We start from the raw sequence: 26,924 nt of genomic DNA, 5'->3' as shown, positions 1-26,924 counted from the left end.
GTGGATTCGTTGATCGGGATGCGGATCTTGCCGTCGGGCGAGGTCAGCGCCCGGCTGACCAGGCCGGTCTGCTTGCCCTTGATGTCGAAATACTTGATCTCGCGGCCGAAGCCCTCGGGGCGCGGGTTCGGTTCGGCCAGCCAGCCTGGCGCTGCCCCGAACCATGCGGCAAGGCCCGCTCTTGCCAAGATCGGCCCGGGGGGCGATAAACCGCCCTTCCCGTCCACCGCGAGAGGCCGTCTTGCCGCAGCGCCCCATCACCACCGTCCCTGCCCTGGTCGAGGCCGGGCTGGCCGATCCCGCCCGGACCGAGGCGCTGGACGCGGTGGCGGCCGAGTTCCGCATCCGCATCTCGCCCGCCATGCGCGAGGCCATGCGCACGCCCGGCGACGGCATCGCCGCGCAATTCGTGCCCGATGCGCGCGAGCTGCAGATCCGCGCCGAGGAACTGGCCGATCCGATCGGGGACGAGGCGCACAGCCCGACGCCCGGCCTGACGCATCGTTATCCCGACCGGGTGATCCTGCATGTCACCAAAACATGCGAGGTCTATTGCCGCTTCTGCTTTCGCCGCGAGGTCGTGGGCGAGGACGGCACCCTGCCCGAGCCGGCGCTGGCGGCGGCGCTGGACTATATCGCCCGCAGCCCGGCGATCCACGAGGTGATCCTGACCGGCGGCGATCCGATGGTGCTGTCGGCGCGGCGCATCGCGGCGTTGATGGCGCGGCTGGAAGCGATCCCGCATGTCGATATCGTCCGCTTCCACACCCGCGTGCCGGTGGTGGCCCCGGGCCGCATCGACGCGGCGATGCTGGCGGCGCTGCGCCCCGGGCGGCTGGCGGTCTGGGTGGTGGTCCACACCAACCACCCGCAGGAGCTGACGGCAGAGGCGCTGGCCGCGCTGGCCCGGCTGGCCGATGCGGGCCTGCCGCTGCTGTCGCAGACCGTCCTGCTGAAGGGGGTGAACGCCGATGCGGCGGTGCTGGCCGATCTGTTCCGGACGCTGATCCGCAACCGGGTCAAGCCCTATTACCTGCATCACTGCGACCTGGCGCGCGGCACCGGCCATTTCCGCATCTCGATCGCCGAGGGGCAGGCGATCATGGCGGGCCTGCGCGGCCGTCTCTCGGGGACCTGCCTGCCGACCTATGTGCTGGACCTGCCCGGCGGGCATGGCAAGGTGCCGCTGGGACCGGGCTATGTCGAGGAGGCCGGGCCCGGCCGTTACCTGATCCGGGACTGGCGCGGGCAAAGGCACGAATATCGCGATCCGGACGGCTGAGGCCGGGGGCGCTTCGCCCCCCGGACCCCCCGAGGATATTTGGACAAGAAAGAAGTCCGCCCCGGGGCCGTTTGCGCGCCCCGGGGCGGTTCGTCAGGCGGTCGCGGCGCGCAGCGCCTTGCGGCGCGCCACGCGCTCGCGGATCGCCTCGACATCCGTGACCGGGGTCGCGGCGAAAAGCTCGCGCGTATAGGGATGGCGGGGGTCGGCGAAGACCGCCTCGCGGCTGCCCTGTTCCACCGCCTCGCCCTTGTTCATCACCAGCACGTCATCGGCGATATAGCGCACCACCGACAGGTCGTGGCTGATGAAGACATAGGCCAGGTTGAACTCCTCCTGCAGGTCGGCGAGCAGGTTCAGGACCTGCGCCTGCACCGAAAGGTCCAGCGCCGAGACCGGCTCGTCCAGCACCAAGAGCGTCGGGTTCAGCATCAAGGCCCGGGCGATGGCGATGCGCTGGCGCTGGCCGCCCGAGAACATATGCGGGTAGCGGTTGAACACCTCGGGGGGGAGGCCGACCTTGACCAGCATCTCCTCGGCGCGGCGGCGCCGTTCGGCGGCGGGGGTGTCGGTGTTCAGAAGCAGCGGCTCCATCAGCACGTCGCCGATCTTCTGGCGCGGATTCAGGCTGCCATAGGGGTTCTGGAACACCATCTGCACCTTGGAGCGCATCTCGCGCGTCAGCCGCGCCTTGGCGATGTCCACCGGCTTGCCGTCGATCAGCAGCTCGCCGCCCGAGGCCGGGTCGATCAGCGCGATGATCCGCGCCAGTGTCGACTTGCCCGAGCCGGATTCCCCGACGATGGCCAGGGTCTTGCCGCGCTCCACCGAGAAGCTGATGCCCTTGACCGCGCGCACCATCTTGGCGGCACGGGTCAGCGAGCCGGGGACGTAATAGTCGCGGATCAGGTTGCGCCCTTCGACGACACTCATTGCGGGGCCTCCTCGAGAAAGCTGCCGACGGTGGGCAGGCGGTCGCCGGTGGCGTTTTCCGGCAGGGCCGAGAGCAGCGCACGGGTATAGGGGTGTTTCGGCGCCTCGAACAGCGACAGCACGTCGGCCTCTTCCATCTTCCGGCCCTTGTATTGCACCTGCACGCGGTCGGCGGTCTCGGCCACCACGCCCATGTCGTGGGTGATCAGGATCAGCGCCATGCCGGTCTGTTCCTGCAGCTTCATCAGCAGGTCGAGGATCTGCTTCTGGATGGTCACGTCCAGCGCCGTGGTCGGCTCGTCCGCGATCAGCAGGCGCGGGTTGGTGGCGATGGCCATGGCGATCATCACCCGCTGGCATTGCCCGCCGGACATCTGGTGCGGGTAGCTTTTCAGCTTCTCCTCGGGGTCGGGGATGCCGACCTGGCGGTAGAGCTCCAGCGCCCTTGCCCGCGCGGCCCGCTTCGAGAGGCCGGCGTTGAAACGCAGCACCTCCTCGATCTGGTAGCCGGTGGTGAAGCTGGGGTTCAGCGAGGCGATGGGCTCCTGGAAGATCATGGTGATCTCGCGCCCGATGACGCGGCGGCGCTGGCGCGGCGTCATGCGCAGCAGGTCCTTGCCGTCGAAGCTCATCTCGTCGGCGGTGACGGTGGCGGTGTCGGGCAAGAGCCCCATCGCCGCCAGCATCGAGACCGACTTGCCCGAGCCCGACTCGCCCACGATGGCCAGCACCTCGCCCTTGTCGACGCGCACGTCGATGCCGTCCACGGCGGTGAAGCTGCCGGTCGAGGTGGCGAAGCGCACGGTCAGGTTGCGGATATTCAGCAAGGCCATGGCTCAGCTCCGCTTCAGTTTCGGGTCGAGCGCGTCGCGAAGCCCGTCGCCCATCAGGTTGATCGCCAGCACCGAGACCAGGATGGCGAGGCCGGGGAAGGTCACCACCCACCAGGCACGCAGGATGAACTCGCGCGCCTCGGCCAGCATGGTGCCCCATTCCGAGGCCGGCGGCTGCGCGCCCATGCCGAGGAAACCCAGCGCGGCGGAGTCGAGCACCGCCGAGGAGAAGCTCAGTGTCGCCTGCACGATCAGGGGCGCCAGGCAGTTGGGCAGGATGGTCCTGAACATCAGCCGCAGGTTCGACGCCCCGGCCACCTTGGCGGCGGTGACGTATTCGCGCGCCTTTTCCCCCATCACCGCGGCGCGGGTCAGGCGGGCGAAATGCGGCTGGTAGACGATGGCGATGGCGATCATCGCATTGGTCAGTCCCGGCCCCAGCACCGCGACCAGCACCAGCGCCAGCAGCAGCGAGGGGAAGGCCAGCACCACGTCCATGACCCGCATGATGACGGTGTCCACCCAGCCGCCGAAGAAGCCGGCGACAAGCCCGATGATGATGCCGCCGGTCAGCGCGATGGCGACGACGACGATGCCGATGAACAGCGAATATTGCGCGCCGTAGATCAGCCGCGACAGGATGTCCCGGCCCACGGCATCGGTGCCGAGCAGGAAGCCGGCCCGGCCGCCCTCTTGCCAGATCGGCGGCACCAGCAGCGCGCCGCGGTATTGCTGGGTGGGGTCATGCGGCGCGATCAGCGGGGCGAAGACGGCGGTCAGCACCAGCAGGACGAAGACGACGAGGCCGATCACCGCGCCGCGGTTCTGGCTGAAGTAGAACCAGAACTCGCGCAGCATCCGGCGGCGGATGGCCGCGTCCGAAATCTTGACGGTGGTATCGGTCATTTGTGCCGGATCCTCGGGTTGATGAGACCATAGGTCAGGTCGACGATCAGGTTCACGATCATCACGATGGCGGCGATCAGCAGCAGGCCCGACTGCACCACCGGATAGTCGCGGCGCGAGATCGAATCGATCATCCACTTGCCGATGCCGGGCCAGGAAAAGATCGTCTCGGTCAGGATGGCGCCGGCCATCAGCACGCCGATCTGCAACCCGATGGTGGTGATGACCGGGATCATGGCGTTGCGCAGCGCATGCACGCCGATCACCCGGCGCGGCGACAGGCCCTTGGCGCGGGCGGTGCGCACGTAATCCTCGCCCATCACCTCAAGCATGGCCGAGCGGGTCTGGCGGGCGATCACCGCCAGCGGAATGGTCGCCAGCACGATCGAGGGCAGGATCAGGTGGCTGAACGCCGAGGCGAAGGCGCCCTTCTGCCCCGAGATCAGGCTGTCGATCAGCATGAAGCCGGTCACCGGCGGAAAGAAATACATCAGCGAGATGCGGCCCGAGACCGGGGTCCAGCCCAGCACGCCGGAAAACAGGATGATGAGCAGAAGCCCCCACCAGAAGATCGGCATCGAGAACCCGACCAGCGCCGCGGTCATCGAGAACTGGTCGAACCAGCTGCCGCGCTTGATCGCCGCGATCACGCCCACCGGCACGCCGATCACCGTGGCCAGGACGATGGCCACCAGGCCAAGCTCGACCGTGGCCGGGAACAGCGCCAGGAACTCGGTCAGCACCGGCTTCTTGGTCACCAGCGAATTGCCCAGGTCGCCCTGAAGCAGATTGCCGAGATAGTGCAGATATTGCTGCCAGACCGGCTTGTCATAGCCAAGCTGCGCCGCAATCTGGGCGTAACGCTCGGGCGAGACGCCGCGCTCGCCGGCCATCAGCAGCACCGGGTCGCCCGGCAGCAGGCGGATGAAGCCGAAGGCCACCAGCGTGATCCCGATCATCGTCGGGACCAGGTAAAGCAGTTTCTTGAGGATGAATCTGAGCATCGAACCCTAACCTAAGGGCCGTGCAGGGAAAATTCCCTGCACGGCCGCGATAGTTTCAGTCCGGGACCGGCCTTATTCGGTCAGGTCCACGGTGTCGAAGGCATAGTCGCCCAGCGGCGACTGCACGAAGCCGGTCACGTTCTTGGCCATCGGCACGTATTGCGTCGAATGCGCCAGCGTGGCCCAGGGCGCCTCGCGCTTGAAGACGAGCTGCGCTTCTTCGTAAAGCTTCACGCGCTCGTCATGGTCCGAGCTGGCCTTGGCCTTCGCCAGCAGGTCCGAGAACTCCTGGTTGCACCAGAAGGCGCGGTTCGCCCCGCCCGGATTGGCCGAAGCGCAGGACAGCAGGACCGACAGGAAGTTGTCCGGATCGCCGTTGTCGCCGGTCCAGCCCAGAATGACGGCGCCCTTGCGGCCCTCTTCCATCGATTTCTTCAGGTATTCGCCCCATTCGTAGCTGACAATGTCCACCTTGACGCCGACCTTGGCGAAATCGCTCTGGATCAGTTCGGCGGCGCGGCGGGCGTTGGGCATGTAGGGACGCTGCACCGGCATCGCCCAGATCTCCATGCTCAGGTTCTGGACGCCGGCTTCCTCGAGCATCTGCTTGGCCGCGTCGGGATCGTAGGCGTCGTCCTCGACCGCGTCGTTATAGGACCACATGGTCGGCGGGATCGGGTTCTTGGCGACCTCGGCATTGCCTTGATAGACGGCGTCGATCATCGCCTGCTTGTCCATCGCCATGTTCAGCGCCTTGCGGACCTGCGGATTGTCGAAGGGCGCGACGGTGGTGTTATAGGCCAGATAGCCGACGTTCAGGCCGGGCTGCTCGTCCAGCTTGAGGTTCGGGTCGGCCCGGATCTCGTCCAGGTCGGCGGGCGCGGGATAGGGCATCAGGTGGCATTCGCCGGCCTTGAGCTTTTGCAGCCGCACCGAGGCGTCGGGGGTGATGGCAAAGACCAGGTCGTCGATCTTGGGCGCCTCGCCCCAGTAATCGGCGTTCTTCTGGTAGCGGATCACCGCGTCCTTCTGATAGGCGACGAAGCGGAACGGGCCGGTGCCGATGGGGGCGTTGTTCAGGTCCTCGCGGGTGCCGGCGGCGTCCAGCGCATCGGCATATTCCTTCGAGACGATCGAGACGAAAGGCATCGCCACGTTGGCCAGGAACGGCGCCTCGGGCTGGTTGAGGGTGAATTTCACCGTGTGGTCGTCGACCTTCTCGATGGACTTGATCAGCTTGTCCATCTCCATCGAGGAATAATATTCGTAGGTGATGCCGGGGATGTATTCGTGCCAGGGGTGGTCGGCGCTGGCCTGGCGCTCGAAGGTGAAGATCACGTCATCGGCGTTGAAATCGCGCGAGGGCGTGAACTTGTCGTTGGAATGGAACTTCACGCCCTGGCGCAGGTGGAAGGTGTATTCCAGACCGTCCTCGGACACGTCCCAGCTTTCCGCCAGCGCCGGCTCGATCTCGGTCGTGCCGGGCTTGAACTGCACCAGGCGGTTGTAGATGGCATGGCCCGAGGCGTCGAAGGTGGTGCCCGATGTATAGGGCGCCGCGTCGAAACCCTCGGGCGAGCCTTCCGAGCAATAGACGAATGTCTTGGCATGCAGCGGCGCGGCGGCCATCAGCGCAAAGGCCGACGCCGCGAGCATGCGGGTGGAGAAGAACGACATAATGCCTCCCATGTCTAGAGATATTCCCTGACCTGATGCAAACGAATCTGCCTGACAGGTCAAGTGCTCTGCCGGGTCTTGTCGTCATTTTGCCGCAATGACGCTGCGAAACGCCGTAAATTTTGGCCGATTTACGGCGTTTCGCCGGCAGGCATGAGAGAGCAGAGGCCGGAGGCACGCCCGAAAGCGGGCTGGACCGCCCGGTTCAGGCGTTGTCGCGCTCCCATATCCAGGCGTGGTCGGGATGATTCTCGTAACGCCATTTGCGGATCGGTCCGGCCATGACGTTCAGGTAATACATCTCGTAGCCATAGGGTACGCCGCAGGGATGGTGGCCGCGCGGCACCAGCACGACATCGTGGTTCCTGACCGCCATGGTCTCGTCCAGGCTGCCGTCGTCGGTAAAGACCCGCTGGATGCCGTAGCCCTGCGGCGGATTCAGCCGGTGGTAATAGGTCTCCTCCAGATAGGTCATGCGGGGAAAGTCGTCCTCGTCATGGCGATGCGGCGGATAGCTCGACCAGTTCCCTTCCGGGGTAAAGACCTCGGTCACCAGCAGGCTGTCGCAGTAATCCTCGGCCTCCATGGCGATGTTGTTGATGAAGCGGGTATTGGCGCCCTGCCCGCGCTGGGTCAGCGCGATGCCCTCGGGGCCGATGCGGCGGGCGGGATGGCCGCCCTTGCCGGGGGCGAGGCAAACGGCCAGCGTCAGCGGCGTCACGGCCTCGGCCCGCCAGTCGCTGCCGTCGGGCAGATAGAGGCAATGCGGCGGGGTCTTTTCGAACACGTCCAGCCGTTCGCCGATCTCGCCCCAGTCCCGGCCGGCGCCGGCGATGCGGGCCTTGCCCTCGACGATCACCAGGATCGCCTCCATGCCGCCGGTATGGCCCTCGGCCACTTCGCCGGGCCCGAGCCGCCAGAGGTCGAAGCCGACATGGGACCAACCCGCGCCTTCGGGGGTGATGTGATGGACAAGACCGTGCTGGCCGGCCGGTTTGCGCAAGAGAGTCATCGGTCCTCGCTGCGGTTCAGGAAAAGCGTGACGAAAAGATAGACCCCCGCCGCGCCGAACAGGATCGCCCAGAAGACCGCGCCGCTGGCGGCCTCGAACCCTGCCCAGAGCAGCGGCAGCAGGACGCAGAGGACACGGATCCAAAGCGGGCGGAAGAACGGGTGTTGGGGATCGACCAGCATGGCGCCAGCCTAGTGCAGCCCGGCGGCACGCGCCATATCCTTGAGCGATTTCAGCCCAAGCGACTGGTATTCCAGCGGGTTGCGCTTGCCGGGGTCCTGCTCGGCCTCGATCACCAGCCAGCCGTCATAGCCGGCCTCGGCCAGGATCTTCAGCAGCGGCTGGAAGTCGATGGCGCCCTCGGGATCGCCCGGCACGGTGAAGGCCCCGGCCAGCACGCCCTGCAGGAAGCTCATGTCCCGGGCGCGCACCTCCTCGGTCACGGCGCGGCGGATGTTCTTGGCATGGAAATGCGCCACCCGGCCGACATGCTTCCTCAGCACCGCCTCGGGATCGCCGCCGCCGAAGGTGCAATGCCCGGCATCGAACAGCAGATGCGTCGCCGGCCCGGTCGCGGCCATGAAGGCGTCGATCTCCTCGGGGCTTTCGACCACGGTGCCCATGTGGTGGTGATAGGCCAGCGTGATGCCCTGCCCCGCCAGATACTGCGCGAATTCCTCCATCCTGCGGCCGAACGCGGCCATCTCGGCGGGCGTCAGGCGCGGCCGGGCATTGACCGGCACGTCCGGCCGGCCATGCACGGTGTTCGAGCATTCGCAGGCGATGCAGACCTTGCAGCCATTGGCCTTGAGCTTGGCCAGATGCCCCTGCACCGCCGCGATCTCCTCCTCGACCGATCGGGTCAGCAGCGCGGTCGAATACCAGCCCGAGATGAATTTCAGCCCGTAGCGGCCCAAGAGTTCCTTGAGCGCCAGCGGTTCGTCGGGCCAGCGATGGCCGTTCTCGATGCCGTCGAAGCCGATGAGCTGGCCCGCCTCGTGGAGGATCTGCTCGGTCGGGATATCGGCGCCGATCGACTGGTCGTCGTCATTGGCCCAGGCGATGGGATTGGTTCCGAAAAGGATCATGGGTCGAGCCTCAATTGACAAGCCGCTGTTTTCGCAGCCAGGTTTCATATGTCTTGCGGGCGGCCCTCAGCTTGTCGCTCTGGCCGACCTCGGGAACGGCGACGTCCCACCAGCCGCCGCCAATCCCGGCGCCGGTCAGGGCCTCGGTGTCGATCACGATGACGCTGGGGATGTCGCGGCCGCGCGCGGCACGGATCGCGGATTCGAGCGCGGCGATGCCCGAGACCTTCTCGGCATGCGCCCCCATGCTGGCGGCATGGGCGACGAAGTCGATCTGCGGCTCCTCGACCAGGTTCGAGCTGGCATACATGTTGTTGAATTCCTCGCCGCCGCATTCCTGCTGCAGCCGGTTGATGCAGCCATAGCCCCGGTTGTCGGTCAGCACCACGGTGAAGGGCACCTTCAGCGTGACGGCCGTCGCCAGCTCGCTGTTGGCCATCATGTAGCTGCCGTCGCCGACCATGCAGACCACCTCGGCCTCGGGCCGGGCCATGGCGATGCCTAGCGCGCCGGCCACCTCGTAGCCCATGCAGCTATAGCCGTATTCCATGTGATAGCCGCCGGGGCTGGCGCGCCACAGCACCTGCAAGGCGCCGGGCATGGTGCCGGCCGCGCACATCACCACGGTGTTCTCGCCGGCGACGCGCTGCACCGCGCCGATCACCTGCGCATCCGAGGGCGGCCCGTCATGGTTCGGCGCCGCCATGGCCTTGTCGGCCAGCGCGAACCAGTCGGCGCGCGGCCGCAGGTCCGGCTCGGCGAAGCGATGCGCGCCAAGCGCCGCGCCGATCCGCTCCAGCGCCACCCGGGCATCCGCCACCAGCGGCACCGCGCCGTGCTTCGCCGCGTCATAGCCCGTGAGGTTGATCGAGACCAGCCGCCGCCCCGGATTGGCGAAGGCGGTCCAGGAGCCGGTGGTGAAATCCTGGAACCGCGTCCCGACCCCGATGATCAGGTCGGCCCGCGCACAGGCGGCATTGCCGGCATCGGTGCCGGTGACGCCGGGAGAGCCGAGGTTCAACTCCTCGCGCCAGTCGACGGCGCCCTTGCCGGCCTGGGTCTCGACCAGGGGAATGCGGTGGCGCCTGGCGAAATCCAGCAGCGCGGCCTCGGCCCCGGAATAAATCACGCCGCCGCCCGAAACGATCACCGGCCGCTCGGCCTTGCGGATCAGCGCGACGATCTCGGCCAGCTCGGCCGCGTCCGGCTCGGGCCGGCGGATGCGCCAGACCTTGGGCGCAAAGAACGCCGCGGGCCAGTCCCAGGCCTCGGCCTGCACGTCCTGGCAGAAGGCAAGCGTCACCGGCCCGCAATTCGCCGGATCGGTCATCACCTGCATGGCGCGCGGCAGCGCGGTCAGCAGATGCTCGGGCCGCGAGATGCGGTCGAAATAGCGGCTGACCGGCCGGAAGCAGTCATTGGCCGAAACGGTGCCGTCGCCGAAATCCTCGATCTGCTGCAGCACCGGATCGGGGCGGCGGCCGGCAAAGACATCGCCCGGGATCAGCAGCAGCGGCAGGCGGTTCACATGCGCCAGCGCCGCGGCGGTCACCATATTGGTCGCCCCCGGCCCGATGGAGCTCGTCACCGCCATGGCGCGCCGGCGCTTCTTGGTCTTGGCCCAGGCGATGGCGGCATGGGCCATGGTCTGTTCGTTCTGGCCGCGCAGCGTCGGCAGGGCGTCGCCGATGCCATGCAGCGCCTCGCCGATCCCGGCGACATTGCCATGGCCGAAGATCGCCCAGACCGCCTCGATAAAACGCTCGCCCTCCTCGGTCATCTGCACCGACAGCCAGCGCATCATCGCCTGCGCGGCGGTCAGCCGGATCGTCTCGCTCATGCCTCTCCTCCTCGGCGCGCGCCGGCGCCCGTGACTTCTTTCTTGTGCAAATATCCCGGGGTGAATTGGCCGCAGGCCAAGAGGGGCAGAGCCCCTCCGCCGCGGGTGCCGGGCGCCCCGCTCATGCCGCCGCCTCGGCGCCGGCCCGGGCCCGGTCCCAAAGCGCGCAAAGCCGGCCAAAGCGCCGCCGCATCTCGGCCACGGCCTCGGCATCGCTGCGGCGCCCGGCCAGCCAGTCGCCCGCCACCTCGGCGAAGATCGTCCGGCCGACGGCAAAGCCGCGCACCAGTTCGTGCTTCGCCGCCTTCTCGAAACTGGCGGCCAGCTCGGCCTCCGGCGCCTCCAGCCCCAGCACCACGATGCCGCGCAGCCAGGGATCATGCGCCCGGATCGTCTCCACCGCCTGCTGCCAGGCGGCATCGGACCGCAGCGGCTCGAGCTTCCACCAGTCGGGATAGACGCCGATCTCGTACCAGCGCCGGATCAGCGCCGCCGTGGTCCCGTCATCCACCGGCCCGACCTTCGAGGGAATGATCTCCAGCAGGAATTCCAGGTCATTGGCCCGCGCGGCCTGATAAAGCCGGGTGACCGTCGCTTCCTCATCGGCGCGCATCGCCGTATCGTCCTCGGGATGGCAGAAGCACAGCACCTTGACCACCTGCCCCGCCGGCCATTCCATCAGCCCCTGGCAGGCCGCGCCCAGCTCCGGCTCCAGCCGCAGGGGACGCGAGCCCGGCCATTCGCAGGGCCGCCCGACCCAGAGCCCGGTGCCCGCCGCCGCATGCAGCGCCGCCCGTCCCAGCCGGTCGTCGCACAGGATGCCATAGCCCGGGCGGCCGTCCTGCACCTCCAGCGCGGCCTGCAGGCAGAGCTGCTTGAAGGCGCCGATCCGTTCCGGGGTCGCACCCTCCATCTCTTCCAGCTGCATGCGGTGGTCGAAGGCGAAGGCGCGGATGTCGCCCTCCAGGGGATGCAGGTTGGTGGCGCGGTGAATGCGCTCCAGCGCCGCATCCTTGCGCAGCGCCCGCTCGCGGATGCCGCGGCGCAGGAAGAACTCCAGCTCGGCCAGCGAGGGATAGGCGGGCGTGCAGCCGTGGCGGCTGACGGCGAAGGCGCCGCAGGCATTGGCGTATTCCAGCGCCCGCGGCCAGCTCTCGCCGTCGAGCCAGCCCTTGAGCAGCCCCGACATGAAGCCGTCCCCGGCGCCGAGCACGTTGAAGACCTCGATCGGGAAGCCCGGCCCGGTCTCGCCGCTGTCCCAGCCCTCGACGGCGCCGGTGAAGGCCACGGCCCCCGCCGCCCCGCGCTTGCAGACCAGCACCGCGGACGTAACGGCGCGCACGGCGCGCAGCGCCGCCAGCGTGTCGGTCGAGCCGCCGGCGATGTGGAACTCCTCCTCGGTGCCGACGATTAGGTCGAAAAGCGGCAGATGCGCCTGCAGCTTCGCCGTCACCGTGTCGCTGGCGATGAAGCGGTTCTCGCCGTCGCCATGGCCCGAGAGCCCCCAGAGATTCGGGCGATAATCGATATCCAGCGCCGTCTGCGCCCCGTGCCTGCGCGCCAGATGCAGCGCCTTCAGCACCGCGGCCTCGGTGCGCGGATGGCTCAGATGCGTGCCGGTGGCGACCACGGAACGCGCCTGCGCGATCAGGTCTTCGTCGATGTCGTCCTCGCACAGCGCCATGTCGGCGCAGTTCTCGCGATAGAAGATCAGCGGAAAGCTGTCCTCGTCGCGGATGCCCAGCAGCACCAGCGCCGTCAGCCGCTCGGGATCGGTCGCGACGCCGCGCAGGTCCACCCCCTCGCGCGCCAGCTCCTCGCGCAGGAAGCGGCCCATATGCTCGTCGCCGACCCGGGTGATCAGGGCCGAGCGCAGCCCCAGCCGCGCCGTGCCGCAGGCCATGTTGGTCGGAGAGCCGCCGACATATTTGCTGAAGGACCGCATGTCCTCGAGCCGCCCGCCGACCTGCGCGCCATAAAGATCGACCGAGCTGCGGCCGATGGTGATCACGTCCAGCGTCCTGGTCATCCCCTGGCCTCCACGGGTTCCGAGACCGCCGCCCGCAGATGGTCCATGCTGGCCCGCAGCGCGGTTTCGATATCCTCCAGCGCATGGACCTCGGGGGCGAAGGGCTCGAAGCTGATCGGGCCGTCGTAGCCGTCCGCCAGCAGCGCCCGCAGCTGCGCGACGTTCTCCAGCCGGTCGTCGGCATCGACCAGCAGGCGATGGCCGTCCAGCATCGTCGCGACCGCCAGCGACGGATCGGTCACGCCCGAGACATGCACGAGCCCGGTGCGATGCGGGAAGAATTCCGTCTCGCCCGCCAGATGGTGGTGGAAGCTGTCATGCAGCAGGCGGAAGGCGTCGAACCCGCCGGCCTTGGTGATGGCGGCGACGGCCTCGGCCTTGCGGCGCAGCGCGCTTTGCGGAAAGCCCAGCGGCTCGACCAGCCCTATCAGCCCGCGCGGCTGCAGGATGGCGCGCAGCCGGTCCAGCGCCGCCACCGTCTCGGAATGGGCGATCTCGGTGCCGTCGTTCAGCGGACAGAGCACCAGCGCCTGCGCCCCTGCCCCGGCGGCGAAATCGGCCAGCCGCTCGGCGCGGGCGGCGAGGTCCTCGCTCCAGCGGTTGAAGGGATAGAGCGCATTGACCGACAGGATCGAGACCCCGGCCTCCGCGGCCATGCGGGCGATCTCGGCCGGGGCCTGGCCGGTCACGTCGGGCAGGTCGTTGCGGATCTCGACCTCGGTGCAGCCGAGGCGGCGGGCCAGGGCGAAGAACTCGGCCAGCGAAAGCCGGGGGGCGACGATATGGTTCAGGGCGAAGCGCATGGCGGACCTCAGGCGTAAAGGGCGGGACGGGGGGGCAGTTCGATCCTGACGGACTGGCCTTCGGATTCCTGGGCGGCGACGCAGGCATCGGCGGTGACGGCGGCGACATAGCCGTCCCAGGCGGTCGGGCCGGCGGCGGTGCCCTCGGCCGCCGCTTTCAGGAAATCGGCCAGTTCGTAGTCGTAGCTGTCGATGAAGCGGTCCTTCCAGTCCATCAGGATCGGCTGGCCCAGCACGGCGCCCGAGCGGGTCTGGATGCTCATCGGCTCGGGCAGCTTGGCGGTGCCGTCCTCGCCGACGATCTCGCACTGGATGTCATAGCCGTAATGGCAGTTCACGAAGATCTCGACATAGATCACCACGCCCTTGGCGGTTTCCAGCACCACCACCTGCGGGTCGCGCAGTTTTTCATGGGCGCGGGGCGATTTGCGCGGGAAGAACACCCGGGCGCTGACATAGTCGTCGTCCAGCAGCCAGCGCAGCACGTCGATCTCGTGGATCAGCGTGTCGTGGATCGCCATCGGGGTCTGGTAATTCTCGCCCACCCGCGGGTTGCGATGCGCGGCATGGACCATCAGCGGCGCGCCGGTCACCTCTCCCACCGCCTTTTTCAGCGCGACATAGCCGGGGTCATAGCGGCGCATGAAGCCGACCTGCACCAGCCGCTTGCCGGCGGCCTGCTCGGCCTCGACGATGCGGCGCGCGCCCTCGGCGGTGGTGGCCAGCGGCTTTTCGCAAAAGCACGGCTTGCCGGCGGCGATGGCGGCCAGCACGTATTCCTCATGCGTCTGGCCCCAGGAACAGACGAGGATCGCGTCCACATCCGCATCCCGGATCAGCGCATGCGGGTCGTCGAAGATCCGCGCCTCGGGGGCATGGTCGCGCTGGCAGGCTTCGGCATTGGCGCGGTTCACGTCGTTCAGGGCGGTGACCCGTGCACCGGCCAGCACCCGGTTGATGCGCCGGGTGTGGTCCTGGCCGATGGCGCCGGTGCCGATCACTCCGATCTTCAGGGTCATGGTCATTTGCTCCAATAGGTGTCGATGTAGCGTTGCATTTCGTTGCGCATGAATTTTCCGGACTGGTCGGCGCGGTCCTCCCAGGCAAAGACGCAGGCGGTCATGATGCCGTCGAAGCCGATCTCGGCCAGGGTGCCGAAGAAGTCGTCCCAGGGCACCTCGCCCTGGCCGATGTCGAGATGCTGGTGGATGCGCGCCTGCGTGCCCGGCGGGTTCAGGATATAGCGCAGGCCCGAGCTGGCCTTGTGGTTGAAGGTATCGCCGACATGGACATGCGCCAGCACGTCGGCGGCCTCGCGCAGCATCGCCCGGGTGTCGTCGCCGAAATAGAAGGTATGCGGCGCGCAATAGAGAAACTTCACCCGCGGCGAGTTCACCGTGCGGATGATGTCGAGCGCCGGTTGCAGCGTCTCGCACCAGTCCTCGGGATGCGGCTCGACATGCAGGTTGATGCCCTCGCGCTCGAAGATTGGCACCAGCTCTTCCATGCTGCGCCACCAGGCGTCCTCGCAGGACTCGATCATGCTGCCGGTGTGGCAGCAATAGCAGCTGCCCTTGTCGGGATGCGGGCCGCGGCCGAATTCGCTGTTCATGGTGTCCACGCCCAGCTCGACGGCGATCTCGATGGCGCGCTTCCAGTGCCTGACCGCGGCCTGACGCTCGGTCTCGTCGTTCGAGGCCCAGCGATACATCGGCAAGAGGCTGGCGATGCCGACCTCGGCATCCTTCAGCGCTTGCTTCAGCGCCTTGATGCGGTCGGGAAAGACGCGCGGGGCCTTGAACCATTCCAGGAAATCGCCGCGCGGGCTCAGCTCGATCCAGTCGTAGCCGAGCTCCTTGACCTTGGCGGGGATCTGCTCCAGCGGCAGGTGGCGGTGCATGAAGGGGTCTATGGCGATTTTCATGGCTTCCTCAGAAGGTGACGGGCCGGCCGGTCTCGGCAGAGCGGGCCATGCCGTGGATGATGCGTTCGATGGTCAGCCCATCGGTGAAGTCGGGCCAGGCGCGGGCGGTGCCGGCGATGGCCTGGCGCAGCATTTCCGCCTCGACCACCTTCTGCTCGTTGAAGCCGAAATTATGGCCGGGGGCCGGGCAGAAGGCGGCGAAGCCGGGCTGCGCCGGACCGGTCAGGATGCGGCGGAAGCCGTCCGCCTGCGCCTCGCCGGGCTGGTAGAGCCACAGCTCGTTCATCCGCTCCTGGTCGAAGCGCAGCGTGCCCTCGGTGCCCTGCACCTCCCAGGCCAGCCGGCAGCGATAGCCGCGCGCCACCCGCGAGCAGGAGAATTCGCCCGAGGCGCCCGAGGCGAAGCGGACCAGCGCCTGGGCCTGGTCCTCGTTCTCGACCGGGGCCGTGCCGCCCTGGTGCGGCCGCCGGGCGATCACCGTGTCCATCTGCGCCTGGACCCGCGCCACCGGCCCCATCAGCGCCAGCATGACGGAAACCAGGTGGCAGCCCAGATCCCCCAGCGCGCCCAATCCGCCTTCGGCACGGGTCAGCCGCCAGCTCCAGGGCAGCTGCGGATCGGCCATGTAATCCTCGTCATAGATGCCGCGGAAATGGACCGGCCGGCCGATGGCGCCCGAGGCGACCATGTCCGCGGCGGCGCGGAAGGCGGGCGAGCGGGTATAGTTGTAGCCCAGGATGGTGACGCGGCCCGAGGCGCGGGCGGCAGCCTCCATCGCCTCGGCATCCGCGACGCTCAGCGCCATGGGCTTTTCCAGCCAGACATGCTTGCCCGCCGCCAGCGCCGCCTCGGCCATCTGGCGATGCATGCCGTTCGGCGTGGCGATCGAGACCACGTCGACGGCCGGATCGCCGACCGCCGCGCGCCAGTCATCGGTGGCGCGGGCAAAGCCGAAGGCGGCGGCGAGTCCGGCGGCCTTGTCGGCGGGCGTGTCGGCCAGAACCTCCAGCCGGGGCGGCAGGCCGCCGAAGGCGGTGGCGAGGTTGCGCCAGGCCATCGCGTGGCACTTTCCCATGAACCCGGTGCCGATCAGGGCGACACCGAGGGATTTCTCCGTTGCGGTCATCGGGCTTACTCGTCTTTCGGGAGGGTCTCGGGGGTGACGGGTCCGGAGAACGACCGGATATTGCGCCCGGGCGCTCCGTCCCCTGCCGGCGCCATCAGGGTCAGGCCTTTCATCATCGCCCCCCTCACGCCTTCTTGCGCTTCTTCTGGCGATAGACGTCGGCGACGACGGCGGCGACGATGATGACGCCCTTGATCATCTCCTGATAATAGGCGTCGAGCCGCAGGAAGGTGAAACCCGAGATGATGACGCCAAAGATCACCATGCCGATCATCGTCCCCAGGATCGAGCCGCGCCCGCCGGTCAAGGACACCCCGCCGATCACCGCCATGGCGATGGCGTCGAGCTCGTACATCGTGCCCATGCCGGCCTGCGCCGTCAGGCCACGCGCCGCGACCACGATCCCGGCCAGCGCCGACAGCAGCCCGGCGATGGCATAGATCTTGACCAGCTGGCGCTCGACATTGATGCCCGAGACGCGGGCGGCCTGCGGGTTGGCGCCGATGGCATAGGTGAACTTGCCATAGCGGGTGTAGCGCAGCGCGACATGGAAGATCAGCGCCACCACCAGGAAGATGAGCACCGGCATCATGCCCCGGCCGATGGCGGCGAAACCGTCCGAGGGGAAGCTGATCGGCTGGCCCTTGGTATACCATTTCGCAAAGCCGCGCGCCGTCACCATCATGCCCAGCGTGGCGATGAAGGGCGGAATTTTCGTATAGGCGATCAGCGCGCCGTTGATGGTGCCGCAAAGCAGCCCGAAGATCAGCCCCGCCGCGACCGGCACCACCACCGGCAGGCCGGTCAGGTCGGGATAGATCGCCCGTTCGTATCCCGCCGCCTGCGCGAGGCTCATCGAGATCATCGCCGTGGCGCCGACGATGGAGCCCGAACTGAGGTCGATGCCACCCGAGATAATGACCTGGGTCACGCCGATGGCGATGATCCCCACCACCGAGACCTGCAGGATCATGATGGACAGCCGTTGCCAGTTGCCCAGGAAGCTCTGCCCCTGCATGATCCAGCCCAGGATCTCGAAGGTCAGGCTGATGCCGACCAGGACCAGAAGGATGTTGAGTTCCGCCATCATCGGGCGGTGGCGGCGCGGTGCGGCGGCCATGCTTGCGTCTGACATGGGTTCCTCTCGTTACTTGGCGGCCAGCGACATGATCTTGACCTGATCGGCCTCGGCCCGGTCGAGAAAGCCCGACACATGGCCTTCGTGCATCACCATGATGCGGTCGCTCATTCCCAGCACCTCGGGCATTTCCGAGGAAATCATGATGACGGCCACGCCCTGCGCGGCCAGATTGGTGATGAGGCGGTGGATTTCCGCCTTGGCGCCGACGTCGATGCCGCGCGTGGGTTCGTCCAGGATCAGGATGCGCGGCTCGGTCAGAAGCCAGCGCGCGATCAGGAGCTTCTGCTGGTTGCCGCCCGACAGGTTCTCGACCGCCTCGTGCAGGCTCGGCGTCTTGACCCGCAGCTTCCGGGCCATGTCCTCGGCCTTGGCGGTGATGGCCTTGCGGTCGATGAAGCCATTCTTCACATGGCTCTGGGTGATCAGCGCCGTCTGGATGTTTTCGAGGCAGTCGAGGATCAGGAAGCAGCCGCTTTCCTTGCGGTCCTCGGTCAGGAAGGCCATGCCATGCGCCATGGCGTCCGAGGGGCAGGTGATCCGCACGTGCCGCCCGTCGATCAGCACGTCGCCGATGGGCGCGGGATGCACGCCGAAGATCGCCTCGGCCACGTTCGAGCGTTTCGAGCCGACGAGCCCGGCGATGCCCAGGATCTCGCCCTTGCGGACCTCGAAGCTGACGTCGTGGAACACGCCCGGCAGGGTCAGGTTGCGGACCTCCAGGATGGTCTCGCCGATCGCGCAGTCGATCTTGGGGAACATCTCGGTGATCTCGCGGCCGACCATCATGCGGATGATGTCGTCGCGGGTCACGCTGCTCGACGGATGCGTGCCGACATATTTGCCGTCGCGGAAGACGGTGAACTCGTCGGCGATCTCGAACAGCTCGCTCATCTTGTGGGTGATGTAGACGATGCCGATGCCGCGCGATTTCAGGTCGCGGATGATGGCGAACAGATGCTCGACCTCGGCCTCGGTGATGGCGCTGGTCGGCTCGTCCATGATCAGCACGTCGGAATTGTAGCTGACCGCCTTGGCGATCTCGACCATCTGCTTCTGCGCCACGGTCAGCTCGCTGACCTGCTGGTCGGGGTCCAGCCGGATGTTCAGCCGGCCCAGAAGATCGGCGGTCATCTGCCGCATGCGGGTGTGATCGACAAGCCCGACGCGGTTCAGCGGCTCGCGGCGGATCCAGATGTTCTCGGCCACCGTCATCCAGTTCATCAGGTTCAGTTCCTGGTGGATCATGGCGATGCCCGAGTTCAGCGCGTCGAGCGGCGTCTTGATGTCCAGCGGCTGGCCGGCAAAGCGCACCTCGCCGCCATCGGGGGTGTAGACCCCGGCGATGATCTTCATCAGCGTGGATTTGCCGGCGCCGTTCTCGCCCATCAGCGCGTGGACGGTGCCGGGGCGGATCTTCAGCTGCACCCCGTCGAGCGCCTTCACGCCCGGAAACTCCTTGGTGATGTTGTCGACTTCCAGAATGTATTCGCCCTGCCAGGCGCTGGTCCGGTCAAGCATCGGCTTCCCCCTGTCTTGATCGGGCGGGGCCAGGACGGCCCCGCCGCAAGGCTCAGTTCCTGGAGAGGAACTTGTCCAGGTTCTCGGGGGTGACGAGCTGGAAGGGCACATAGACCTTCTGTTCGACCGGCTCGCCCCGGGCAAGCTTCAGCGCCGTCTCGACCGCGCCCTGGCCCTGCCCGGCCGCGTCCTGGAACACGGTCACGTCCAGATCGCCGGCCTTCATCGCCGCCAGCGCGTCCTGCGTCGCGTCGATGCCGCCGATCACCACGTCATCCATCGGACGCCCCGCCGATTTCAGCGCCTGGATGGCGCCGATCGCCATCTCGTCATTGTTCGAGATCACCGCGTCGAATTCGGTTCCGGCGGAAAGCCAGTTGCTCAGCAGATCGGCGCCCTGGGTGCGCGACCAGTTCGCGGTCTGTTCCTGCACGATGGTGATGAAGCCGCAATCCGGCGTCGCCAGCACGTCCTTGATGTCCTGGGTCCGCATCCGCGCCGCCTGGTTCGACAGCTCGCCCATCAGCACCACGGCCTTGGCCTCGGTCTTGCCCTGCTCCTTGAGCAGGCGGCAGATCTCCTGCGTCTGCAGGGTGCCGGATTCCTTTTCGTCCGAGGCGACGAAGGCCTGCTTCTCGGGCAGGCTGTCCAGGTTCACCGGCTGGCGGTTGACAAAGACCAGCGGGATGCCCGCGTTCTGGGCCGCCGCGCTCATCGCGATGGTGGCGTCGGTATCCACCGGGTTCACGATGATCGCATCGACGCCCGAGGCGACGAAATTCTCGATCTGGTTCAGCTGCTTGCCGACGTCGTTCTGCGCGTCGTCGATCTGGATGGTCACGCCGTCCAGCGAAGCCGCATGCTCCTGCATGCCGTTGCGCAGCACGGTCAGGAAATTGTCGTCGAACAGCGCCATGGTCACGCCGATATTCTCGGCCATGGCCGCGCCCGAGACCGAAACGGCGCAGGCGGTCGTCAGCAGAAATGCTCTCATCCTTGTCCTCCCCTATCTGTTCCGCAGGCCCCCGGCCCGCCTGGGAGCGGCGCAGTCGAAACGCGATCCCGCTCCCGCAAACCGGCCCGCGCTATCCTCCTCCGCGGACCGTGAGGGAGATTTCCGCCAGAAAGCGATTCTGGTCAAACGGTTCGAGAGGATTTTTCCATCATGGATGATATAAAAAGATCGGATTATGATAGTTTTCCATCACCGGCAATCACAAACTCTCGGGCGTGACGACCAGCGAGGTGACGAAACGCTGGCCGGGATTCTCGGCCATGCCATGTTCCAGCACATGCGCCGCGGCGCTGAGCAGGTCCGCCGCCAGCGGCTGCAGGGGCGTCGCCAGCACCACCGAGACCACGCCCTGCAAAAGCCCCTGCCGCGATTCCGGCGTCAGTTCGTTCACGATCAGCGCCACCTTGCCGCCCAGGCCCAGCTCCTGGATGGCGGCGATGGCGCCCTCCATGCCGCCGCCGGCGCAATAGATGCCGGCGAGGTCCGGATGGCGAGAGGCGATCTCCAGCGTCGTCTCATAGGTCAGCTGCCGGGTTTCCAGGTTGATCATCGTCTCCAGGAAGGCGATTTCCGGCGCGTATTCGCGGAAATAGCTGCGAAAACCCGCCTCGCGCAGGTCATGGCCGTGAAAGCGGTGGCCGCCGATGAACAGTGCCAGCTTGCCCGGATGGCGCATGATGCGATGCATCAGCCAGGCCGCCGTGCGCCCGGTCTTGAGGTTGTTGGTGCCCAGATAGGCTTCGCGCACCCCGGCGGCAAAGTCGGACAGCAGCGAGAACACCGGGATGCCGCGCCCGCGCAGCATGGCCACGGCCGAGGTGACGTCGTGATGATCGACGCCGGTCGCCGCCACGGCCTGCACCTTGCCGGCCATGCCGGCAATGGTTTCGGCGAAGTCGGCCGGCGATTGGCCGGGAGAGAAGCGGATGCTGAGCCGCCAGCGACGCAGCGGATCATGGCGCGCGGCTTCTTCGATGCGGGCGGCGAAGTCCTGATAGAAGGCATGGCGCTCCTTTTGCAGGACCACGCCCAGATGCAGCTCGGGCACATGCGCCAGCGCCCGGGCCCGGATGGCCGGCGCAGCGTGATAGCCGACCGCCTCGGCCGCCTCGGACACCTTGCGCGCGGTTTCCTCGCGCACCTTGGCCCGGCCGTTCAGCACGCGATCCACCGTCGCCACGCTGACACCGGCCGCCTTGGCCACATCCTCGATCGTCGGACGCCCTGCCATGTTTCCCCTCATTCTCTTGATGGGAATCGTGAGGGAGTTTTATCAGGATTGCAATGCCCCTGTCGCGGTCAACCCATGCCCAGCGGGTCTCGGCGATGGCGTGCCCGCCGCTTGTCGTCGCGCAGGCTCCACAGCGCGATGGCGCCCCAGGACAGGCAGTAGAGCAGCCCCGCCCCCAGCACCAGCCAGCCCGGGATCGGCCCTATGGCGGCGCGATCCAGCAATTCGGCGGGCGATTGCAGCGCGGCCGGATGCACCGCGATCTTGCCCAGATAGGCCAGGGTCTGGATCAGCAGGATCCAGAAGTAATTCCGCCGGATCCGCCGGCCGATGGCGGTGCGCAGGCTGACGTGATAGGCCGGGCGGCGGTAATCGGCGGCCAGCCGGTCCTGCCAGCCGCTGTCCAGCCGCAGGTCGCCGTCGCTGAGCATCGGGGCCATGAAATGCAGCTCCATCCAGCGGCAGCGGGCGCGCCGGACGTTGAAATAGCGATAGCGCCGCGCCTCGAGCATCAGGAAGAAGACGATCAGGATGCCGACCAGCACCAGCGGCAGGGGCGAGGCCTGCGGCGAGGAAAAGGTGATCGACAGCGCCACCCCCAGCGTCACCACCGACCAGTTCGTGGTGGTGTCGAGCCGGGTGCGCCAGATCGTCGAGCGATAGATCTCGGCCCGGTAGAGATGGGCCAGCGCCCCGATCTCGGCCGTGTCCAGCGGCTTGCGGCCGTTCCCTGATCCGTCCATGCGCGCATTCCCCCTGCGACCAGATTGGCAGGGCTTGGTTTTCCGGGCAAGAGCCGCATTTTCGGGCAGCGGCGCCCGGCGCGCAGCAAGAGCCCTCCGCGGAGCATCACCGGCCCGGACTCTTCGCGGCTCGCCGCCGGGCGGGCCGACGGCCATGCGGCTTGCAGGTGCGGCACGGCCCCTTCGCGATCCGGACCCCGCCCGTCCTGCGTCAGACCCACGCGTGCGCGACTAGGGGCCGCCCTGCGGAGCCTTGTCCTCCGCGATCTCCTCCGCCGCTGCGCCGGTCGGCAGCGGCAGGCGGATCTCGACCCGCAGCCCGCCCTCGGTGCGGTTGGACAGGGTCAGGCTGCCGCCATGCGCGCGGATCACGTCCTGCGCGATGGACAGCCCCAGCCCCGCGCCGCCGGTTCCGGGATTGCGGCTTGCCTCGCCGCGCACGAAGGGCTCGGTGACATGGGGCAGCAGCGGTTCGGGGATGCCGGGGCCGTCGTCCTCGATGACGATCAGCACCGCCCCGGGGCCGGACTGCAACCGCAGCCGGGCGGGGCCGGCATAGCGCCGCGCATTGTCCAGCAGGTTGCCGATCGCCCGCCGCATCGCCACCGGCCGCAGCGGCAGGATCAGCGGCCCCGCGCCGGCATAGGTCACGTCGCGGTCGGCGCAGAGCCGCGCCAGCAGCGCATCCAGATCCTCGGGCCGCGCCGGCTCGGAGTCGCCGCCGGCCGAGGCGGCGTGCAGCAGCCCGTCCGCCATCACCGCCATCTCGTCCAGCGCACGGATCATGTCCTGGCGCTGATGCTCGTCCCCGAGCAGCTCGGCGCGGATGCGCAGGCCGGTGATCGGCGTGCGCAGGTCATGGCCGACGGCGGCCAGCATGCGCATGCGCTCGGCCTCGAAACCGGCGATGCGGCGCTGCATGTCGTTGAAGGCATGGGCGGCCTCGCGCAGCTCGCTGGCGCCGCATTCGGTCACACGGGCGCTGCGGTCGCCGCGCCCGGCCGCCCGCGCCGCCTCGGCCAGCGCCTGCAGGGGCCGGGTCATGCGGCGGATGAAGATCAGCCCCACCGCCAGCGTGCCCAGCAGCGAGGCGGTCAGCGGCGCGAAGAAGCCGATCTTCCACTCCCAGGCCCGGGGCGAGGGCAAGGGATAGGCCAGCGCGTTCAGCCAGCGCCCGGCCTCTGCCCCGCGCTCCAGCCGGACCGAGACCAGCAGCAGCGGCGCGCGGCCCTGGACCTTTTCCGTGCCGCCGTCGCGGATCTGGATGTCGAGCCCGGGCAGATCGACGGCCAGCTGCGCCTCATGCGCGGGCAGCCGGGCGCTGCCGGGCAAGTCCAGCGGCGCGGCATCCAGCGAAAAGCGGGTGAAGCCGGTGCTGCTGCGGTCGGGCAGCGAGCGCGCCGTCTCGGGCTCGGCCAGTTCCAGGGCCGTGACCAGCGCCGATAGGCGATGCAGGTCGCCCTGCAGCCGCACCGCGCGGTCGAAGGCGGTGCCCTCGCGGCCCAGCAGGATCGCGGCGATCAGGTTCACCCCCAGAAGCGCCGCGACCAGCAGCAGCGAGAACCGCGCGGCAAGCCCGTCGGGCCACGGCATGGCCCGCCTCATGCCAGTTCCTCGACCTCGTCGGCGGCCAGCCGGTAGCCGCCGCCCCATTCGGTGACGATCAACCGCGGCGCGCGCGGGTTTTCCTCGATCTTGTGCCGGAGGCGGCTGACAATGTTGTCCACGGCGCGATCATAGGCCCGGGCCTCGCGCCCCGCCAGCAGGTCCAGCAGCCGCATCCGCGACAGCACCTGGCCGGGATGGTCCAGCAGCAGGCCCAGCAGCCGGTTCTCGCCCGAGGTCAGCGCCACCCGCTGGCCCGAAGCCAGCGTCACCTCGGCCCGGCCGGGATCGTGGACCAGCCCGGCAAAGCGCCGCCGCCGGGTGCCCGGGCCCGGCAGCGCCGGCGGCACGCGGCGCAGCACCGCGCGGATCCGCGCCAGCAACTCGCGCGGGTCGAAGGGCTTGGTGACGTAATCGTCGGCGCCGAGTTCCAGACCCGCCACGCGGTCGCCCTGCGCGGCGCGCGCCGTCAGCAGGATCACCGGTACCCGGCGGCTGCGCGCGAGATCCGCGCAGAGGCTCAGCCCGTCTTCGCCCGGCATCATCACGTCGAGGACGATCAGATGCACGCTCTCGCGGCCCAAAGCCAGGCGTGCCTCGGCCGCATCGGCCGCGAGGCAGGTGCGAAAGCCGTTGCGGCGCAGATATTGCCCCAGCGGCTCGCGGATGTCGCGGGCGTCGTCGACGATGAGGATGCGCGGTTCGCTGGCTTCGGTCATGCGGCTTGGCCCGGTTCGGAAACGGCGGAACGGCGGCACCGCGAGGGCGCCGCCGCGAATGCGGTCTGGGCGGGCAGCGCATCCGCCGCCCGCCGGTTTTTCAGAATGTCGAGGTCAGCGACAGATAGAAAGCCCGCCCCGGTTCGTTGAACGTGTTGGCGCCGGTGCTCGAGTCGGTGCGCAGCACGGCCCTGTCGAAGAGGTTGGTCACCCCGGCCGACAGCCGCGCCTTCTCGGTCATGTCCCAGCTCGCCCCCAGATTGACCAGGGTATAGGGGTCGCGCTCGTTCGTCTCGTCGAACTCGGCATTGGTGATCGAGCTGACCGTCGGCGCCTTGATCTTGCCGTAGCGCGTGGCGGAAAGCGTGACCGTCACCGTGTCCGAGGCGAACCAGTCCAGCGAGGCGTTGACGGTATAGTCAGGCACCAGGCTCAGCGGCTCGCCGTTCTCCTTCTTCTCGGACTTGATCATCTTGGTGAAATTCGCCGAGAAGGCGAAACGGTCGCCCAGATCGGTCGAGAAATTCCCCTCGAGCCCCGAGATCACCGCGTCCTTCTGGTTTTCCCAGCGATACAGCCGGTTGGTCTCGGCGCCTTCGTTGTATTGATAGGTCCCGGCGCCGATGCGGTTCTGATAGTCGTTGTGGAAATAGGTCAGGCTGGCCTCGATGCCGTTATGGCCGGCATAGGCGACGCCGATTTCCTTGTTCAGGCTGCGCTCGGGCTCAAGGTCGGGATTGCCCAGCACATAGCAGGGCCCGCCGACCCGCACGCCGTCCACATAGGGGCAGCCGTTGCCGCGGGTGGTATAGACATAGTTCGGGTTCAGCTGGAACAGGTTCGGCACCTTGAAGGCGCGGGCCACGCCCAGCTTCATCGTCCATTCGTCGTTGAAGCGCCAGGTCGCGTTCAGGCTGGGCGACCAGTTCGTGCCGAAATTGTCGTTATAGTCGAAGCGCAGGCCCGGGGTCAGGGTCAGCTGCCCGCTCCATTCGATATTCGCCTCGGCGTAAAGGCCGATGGTGTTCTGGTCGATCTTGGGGTCGCGGTCGGCCGGATCCTCTGGGACGCCGGTCTCGCCGCCCAGCTCCGGCGGCAGGGTATTGGTGGTCGAGACCGCGTCATGCATGAACTCGCCGCGGTAATCGGCGCCCAGGGTCACGCGGCTGGGCTTCGAGCCCAGGCTCATCGGGAGGATCCATTCCGTCTTGGCGGCGACCGTGTCCAGATCGATGGTGCGGTATTCATAGGCGTCGTTCGTGCCGTCGCCGTCGGTATCGACGCAGGGGTTGGGGTTGTCCTCGACCGACCCGGCATTGCCGTTGCAGATCCGGGAATTGCCGGTGTTCTCCCACTGGATGTAGCTGTGCGATTCGCCGAAATCGTATTCGCCGCGATGGGTGACCGAGAAGGTGCGGCGATACATGCGGTTGGTTTCCGAACCCAGCAGCTCGGCCAGCCCATCGTCCACGGCGCCGCTGCGGGTATCGCCGGCGTAATCATTGCCCTGGCGCGAGAAATCCGTCTCGAAATCGAGGTGATGGCCGGGGGCGAGGTTCCAGCTCAGCAGCGCGCCCAGATCCTTGTTGGTCACGCCCTCGCGGCCGGCCAGCGGCGGCAGGAGCTCGCCGCTCTCGGGATCGATGCGCGGCGGGTTGAGGTCGGCCGCGTCGCCCTCGGTGCGGTTGTAATTGCCGAACAGCCGGAAGGTCAGCGTCTCGCCCACCGGGCCGGCCAGCATGAAGTTGGCGCGGTTGGTGCTGCCTTCCTTGCTGTTCTCGGGCACGTTCGTATGCATCGAGACCTGGCCGGTGAAGGTGTCGGGGCGCTTGGTGATGATGTTGACCACCCCGCCCGAGGCGCCCGAGCCGTAGCGCGCCGCCGCCGGGCCGCGGATCACCTCGATGCGTTCGATCATCTCGGCCGGCACCCAGTTCGAGTCGCCGCGGGTGTCGCGCTCGCCGCCGCGGCTCATCTTGACCGCGTTGCGCGACATGACGGGCTTGCCGTCGATCAGGATCAGGGTGTTTTCCGGCCCCATGCCGCGAATGTCGATCTGGCGCTGGTTGCCGCGCTGTCCGGTGGCGGTGGCTCCGGTCAGGTTCACGCCCGGCATCTTGCGGATGATTTCCGAAACGTCGTTCACCACCGGCGATTTCTCGAGATCCTCCTCGGTGATCTGCGACACGCCGAGCGATTGCTTGACCTGTTCCTCGGCCGTCAGCACGACGGTATCCAGAACCACCGTGTCTTCGGCGGCATCTGCGGCCTGCGCCAGCGCGGATCCCGAAAAGGCCGGGAGCGACATCAACAAACAAACCGCCGTGCTCGCGCCCCGGCGAGCGAAAAGCATCCCCATCACCTGCTCCTGTAGATTTGATCCGAAGGTGGCTGGCGGAATGCGGGCTTGGCTGCTTCAATCACTTGCGGGCAGGCGCATCAATCTGTCGGGCGGGATTCTTTTGTCGCGAAATGTCGCAGGCCGGCGCGTGCCG

Annotated in this window: 23 protein-coding genes and 1 pseudogene; 1 reads left to right on the top strand and 23 read right to left on the bottom strand. The window is 67.7% G+C overall.

Annotation, left to right across the window (positions count from 1 at the left end):
* Window positions 1-188 (bottom strand): annotated as a pseudogene (locus tag PARJ55_RS0114990) (hypothetical protein); the annotation flags it as partial.
* Window positions 189-241: 53 nt separating this feature from the next.
* Between PARJ55_RS0114990 and PARJ55_RS0114985 the strand changes: the two are divergent.
* Window positions 242-1,282: a lysine-2,3-aminomutase-like protein gene (locus PARJ55_RS0114985; RefSeq protein ID WP_028713776.1), complete on the top strand. Its 1,041-nt coding sequence runs from the start codon at window positions 242-244 to the stop codon at window positions 1,280-1,282.
* Window positions 1,283-1,375: 93 nt separating this feature from the next.
* Here PARJ55_RS0114985 and PARJ55_RS0114980 read toward each other — a convergent pair whose 3' ends face one another.
* The 22 genes from PARJ55_RS0114980 to PARJ55_RS0114870 form a co-directional block, all read right to left on the bottom strand.
* Complete coding sequence (locus PARJ55_RS0114980) at window positions 1,376-2,215, bottom strand: ATP-binding cassette domain-containing protein (protein ID WP_028713775.1); 840 nt, start codon at window positions 2,213-2,215, stop codon at window positions 1,376-1,378.
* Window positions 2,212-3,048, bottom strand: a complete 837-nt coding sequence (locus PARJ55_RS22255; RefSeq protein ID WP_051416298.1) for an ABC transporter ATP-binding protein — start codon at window positions 3,046-3,048, stop codon at window positions 2,212-2,214. Before PARJ55_RS22255 ends, PARJ55_RS0114980 begins: the two co-directional genes overlap by 4 nt.
* A gap of 3 nt (window positions 3,049-3,051) precedes the next feature.
* The gene (locus tag PARJ55_RS0114970; RefSeq protein WP_028713774.1) at window positions 3,052-3,954 is read right to left on the bottom strand and encodes an ABC transporter permease subunit; all 903 of its coding nucleotides are present in this window, start codon (window positions 3,952-3,954) and stop codon (window positions 3,052-3,054) included.
* Window positions 3,951-4,958: an ABC transporter permease subunit gene (locus tag PARJ55_RS0114965; protein ID WP_028713773.1), complete on the bottom strand. Its 1,008-nt coding sequence runs from the start codon at window positions 4,956-4,958 to the stop codon at window positions 3,951-3,953. Before PARJ55_RS0114965 ends, PARJ55_RS0114970 begins: the two co-directional genes overlap by 4 nt.
* Before the next feature lie 72 nt (window positions 4,959-5,030).
* Window positions 5,031-6,635: an ABC transporter substrate-binding protein gene (locus PARJ55_RS0114960; RefSeq protein ID WP_028713772.1), complete on the bottom strand. Its 1,605-nt coding sequence runs from the start codon at window positions 6,633-6,635 to the stop codon at window positions 5,031-5,033.
* Between the two features lie 205 nt (window positions 6,636-6,840).
* Window positions 6,841-7,647 carry a 5-deoxy-glucuronate isomerase gene (iolB, locus tag PARJ55_RS0114955; RefSeq protein ID WP_028713771.1) on the bottom strand — a complete coding sequence of 269 codons (807 nt, stop codon included), beginning with the start codon at window positions 7,645-7,647 and terminating at the stop codon, window positions 6,841-6,843.
* Entirely contained in the window at window positions 7,644-7,829 is a 186-nt protein-coding gene (locus PARJ55_RS0114950; protein WP_028713770.1) for a hypothetical protein, read from the bottom strand. Before PARJ55_RS0114950 ends, iolB begins: the two co-directional genes overlap by 4 nt.
* A gap of 9 nt (window positions 7,830-7,838) precedes the next feature.
* Window positions 7,839-8,735: a myo-inosose-2 dehydratase gene (iolE, locus tag PARJ55_RS0114945; RefSeq protein WP_028713769.1), complete on the bottom strand. Its 897-nt coding sequence runs from the start codon at window positions 8,733-8,735 to the stop codon at window positions 7,839-7,841.
* Between the two features lie 10 nt (window positions 8,736-8,745).
* Window positions 8,746-10,575: a 3D-(3,5/4)-trihydroxycyclohexane-1,2-dione acylhydrolase (decyclizing) gene (gene iolD / locus PARJ55_RS0114940; protein ID WP_028713768.1), complete on the bottom strand. Its 1,830-nt coding sequence runs from the start codon at window positions 10,573-10,575 to the stop codon at window positions 8,746-8,748.
* 121 nt (window positions 10,576-10,696) lie between these two features.
* On the bottom strand, window positions 10,697-12,604 hold the full coding sequence (gene iolC, locus PARJ55_RS0114935; RefSeq protein WP_028713767.1) for a 5-dehydro-2-deoxygluconokinase: 1,908 nt from the start codon (window positions 12,602-12,604) through the stop codon (window positions 10,697-10,699).
* Window positions 12,601-13,407, bottom strand: coding sequence for a TIM barrel protein (locus PARJ55_RS0114930; RefSeq protein ID WP_028713766.1), 807 nt, complete (start codon window positions 13,405-13,407; stop codon window positions 12,601-12,603). Before PARJ55_RS0114930 ends, iolC begins: the two co-directional genes overlap by 4 nt.
* 8 nt (window positions 13,408-13,415) lie before the next feature.
* Window positions 13,416-14,426, bottom strand: a complete 1,011-nt coding sequence (locus tag PARJ55_RS0114925; protein ID WP_028713765.1) for a Gfo/Idh/MocA family protein — start codon at window positions 14,424-14,426, stop codon at window positions 13,416-13,418.
* Window positions 14,427-14,428: 2 nt separating this feature from the next.
* Window positions 14,429-15,331: a sugar phosphate isomerase/epimerase family protein gene (locus tag PARJ55_RS0114920; RefSeq protein ID WP_028713764.1), complete on the bottom strand. Its 903-nt coding sequence runs from the start codon at window positions 15,329-15,331 to the stop codon at window positions 14,429-14,431.
* Between the two features lie 7 nt (window positions 15,332-15,338).
* On the bottom strand, window positions 15,339-16,457 hold the full coding sequence (locus tag PARJ55_RS0114915; RefSeq protein WP_028713763.1) for a Gfo/Idh/MocA family protein: 1,119 nt from the start codon (window positions 16,455-16,457) through the stop codon (window positions 15,339-15,341).
* A gap of 124 nt (window positions 16,458-16,581) precedes the next feature.
* Window positions 16,582-17,592, bottom strand: a complete 1,011-nt coding sequence (locus PARJ55_RS0114905) for an ABC transporter permease (protein ID WP_051416297.1) — start codon at window positions 17,590-17,592, stop codon at window positions 16,582-16,584.
* Between the two features lie 12 nt (window positions 17,593-17,604).
* Window positions 17,605-19,116, bottom strand: a complete 1,512-nt coding sequence (locus tag PARJ55_RS0114900; RefSeq protein ID WP_028713761.1) for a sugar ABC transporter ATP-binding protein — start codon at window positions 19,114-19,116, stop codon at window positions 17,605-17,607.
* Between the two features lie 52 nt (window positions 19,117-19,168).
* Entirely contained in the window at window positions 19,169-20,110 is a 942-nt protein-coding gene (locus tag PARJ55_RS0114895; protein WP_028713760.1) for a sugar ABC transporter substrate-binding protein, read from the bottom strand.
* Window positions 20,111-20,330: 220 nt separating this feature from the next.
* Window positions 20,331-21,362: a LacI family DNA-binding transcriptional regulator gene (locus PARJ55_RS0114890; RefSeq protein WP_028713759.1), complete on the bottom strand. Its 1,032-nt coding sequence runs from the start codon at window positions 21,360-21,362 to the stop codon at window positions 20,331-20,333.
* A 68-nt stretch (window positions 21,363-21,430) separates the two neighbouring features.
* Window positions 21,431-22,105, bottom strand: coding sequence for a DUF2270 domain-containing protein (locus PARJ55_RS0114885; protein ID WP_028713758.1), 675 nt, complete (start codon window positions 22,103-22,105; stop codon window positions 21,431-21,433).
* 231 nt (window positions 22,106-22,336) lie between these two features.
* Window positions 22,337-23,698, bottom strand: coding sequence for an ATP-binding protein (locus PARJ55_RS23030; RefSeq protein WP_051416296.1), 1,362 nt, complete (start codon window positions 23,696-23,698; stop codon window positions 22,337-22,339).
* Between the two features lie 8 nt (window positions 23,699-23,706).
* A complete protein-coding gene (locus PARJ55_RS0114875; protein WP_028713757.1) occupies window positions 23,707-24,429 on the bottom strand; it encodes a response regulator in 723 nt (240 codons plus the stop codon).
* A gap of 100 nt (window positions 24,430-24,529) precedes the next feature.
* Window positions 24,530-26,737: a FepA family TonB-dependent siderophore receptor gene (locus PARJ55_RS0114870; protein WP_232215719.1), complete on the bottom strand. Its 2,208-nt coding sequence runs from the start codon at window positions 26,735-26,737 to the stop codon at window positions 24,530-24,532.
* Window positions 26,738-26,924: the final 187 nt, after the last annotated feature.

This window comes from Paracoccus sp. J55 (assembly GCF_000513975.1).
Lineage (GTDB): Bacteria > Pseudomonadota > Alphaproteobacteria > Rhodobacterales > Rhodobacteraceae > Paracoccus.
This window is presented reverse-complemented; position numbering and strand designations above follow the sequence as displayed.

Bases quoted from the DNA above. Each gene is read 5' to 3' on its own strand.
- PARJ55_RS0114905 (WP_051416297.1), bottom strand. From the start codon at position 17,592: ATGTCAGACGCAAGCATGGCCGCCGCACCGCGCCGCCACCGCCCGATG.
- PARJ55_RS0114875 (WP_028713757.1), bottom strand. From the start codon at position 24,429: ATGACCGAAGCCAGCGAACCGCGCATCCTCATCGTCGACGACGCCCGC.
- PARJ55_RS0114885 (WP_028713758.1), bottom strand. From the start codon at position 22,105: ATGGACGGATCAGGGAACGGCCGCAAGCCGCTGGACACGGCCGAGATC.
- PARJ55_RS23030 (WP_051416296.1), bottom strand. From the start codon at position 23,698: ATGCCGTGGCCCGACGGGCTTGCCGCGCGGTTCTCGCTGCTGCTGGTC.
- iolC (WP_028713767.1), bottom strand. From the start codon at position 12,604: ATGACCAGGACGCTGGACGTGATCACCATCGGCCGCAGCTCGGTCGAT.
- PARJ55_RS0114930 (WP_028713766.1), bottom strand. From the start codon at position 13,407: ATGCGCTTCGCCCTGAACCATATCGTCGCCCCCCGGCTTTCGCTGGCC.
- PARJ55_RS0114950 (WP_028713770.1), bottom strand. From the start codon at position 7,829: ATGCTGGTCGATCCCCAACACCCGTTCTTCCGCCCGCTTTGGATCCGT.
- iolD (WP_028713768.1), bottom strand. From the start codon at position 10,575: ATGAGCGAGACGATCCGGCTGACCGCCGCGCAGGCGATGATGCGCTGG.
- PARJ55_RS22255 (WP_051416298.1), bottom strand. From the start codon at position 3,048: ATGGCCTTGCTGAATATCCGCAACCTGACCGTGCGCTTCGCCACCTCG.
- iolE (WP_028713769.1), bottom strand. From the start codon at position 8,735: ATGATCCTTTTCGGAACCAATCCCATCGCCTGGGCCAATGACGACGAC.
- PARJ55_RS0114915 (WP_028713763.1), bottom strand. From the start codon at position 16,457: ATGACCGCAACGGAGAAATCCCTCGGTGTCGCCCTGATCGGCACCGGG.
- PARJ55_RS0114900 (WP_028713761.1), bottom strand. From the start codon at position 19,116: ATGCTTGACCGGACCAGCGCCTGGCAGGGCGAATACATTCTGGAAGTC.
- PARJ55_RS0114970 (WP_028713774.1), bottom strand. From the start codon at position 3,954: ATGACCGATACCACCGTCAAGATTTCGGACGCGGCCATCCGCCGCCGG.
- PARJ55_RS0114870 (WP_232215719.1), bottom strand. From the start codon at position 26,737: ATGTCGCTCCCGGCCTTTTCGGGATCCGCGCTGGCGCAGGCCGCAGAT.
- PARJ55_RS0114920 (WP_028713764.1), bottom strand. From the start codon at position 15,331: ATGAAAATCGCCATAGACCCCTTCATGCACCGCCACCTGCCGCTGGAG.
- PARJ55_RS0114960 (WP_028713772.1), bottom strand. From the start codon at position 6,635: ATGTCGTTCTTCTCCACCCGCATGCTCGCGGCGTCGGCCTTTGCGCTG.
- PARJ55_RS0114890 (WP_028713759.1), bottom strand. From the start codon at position 21,362: ATGGCAGGGCGTCCGACGATCGAGGATGTGGCCAAGGCGGCCGGTGTC.
- PARJ55_RS0114925 (WP_028713765.1), bottom strand. From the start codon at position 14,426: ATGACCCTGAAGATCGGAGTGATCGGCACCGGCGCCATCGGCCAGGAC.
- PARJ55_RS0114980 (WP_028713775.1), bottom strand. From the start codon at position 2,215: ATGAGTGTCGTCGAAGGGCGCAACCTGATCCGCGACTATTACGTCCCC.
- iolB (WP_028713771.1), bottom strand. From the start codon at position 7,647: ATGACTCTCTTGCGCAAACCGGCCGGCCAGCACGGTCTTGTCCATCAC.
- PARJ55_RS0114895 (WP_028713760.1), bottom strand. From the start codon at position 20,110: ATGAGAGCATTTCTGCTGACGACCGCCTGCGCCGTTTCGGTCTCGGGC.
- PARJ55_RS0114965 (WP_028713773.1), bottom strand. From the start codon at position 4,958: ATGCTCAGATTCATCCTCAAGAAACTGCTTTACCTGGTCCCGACGATG.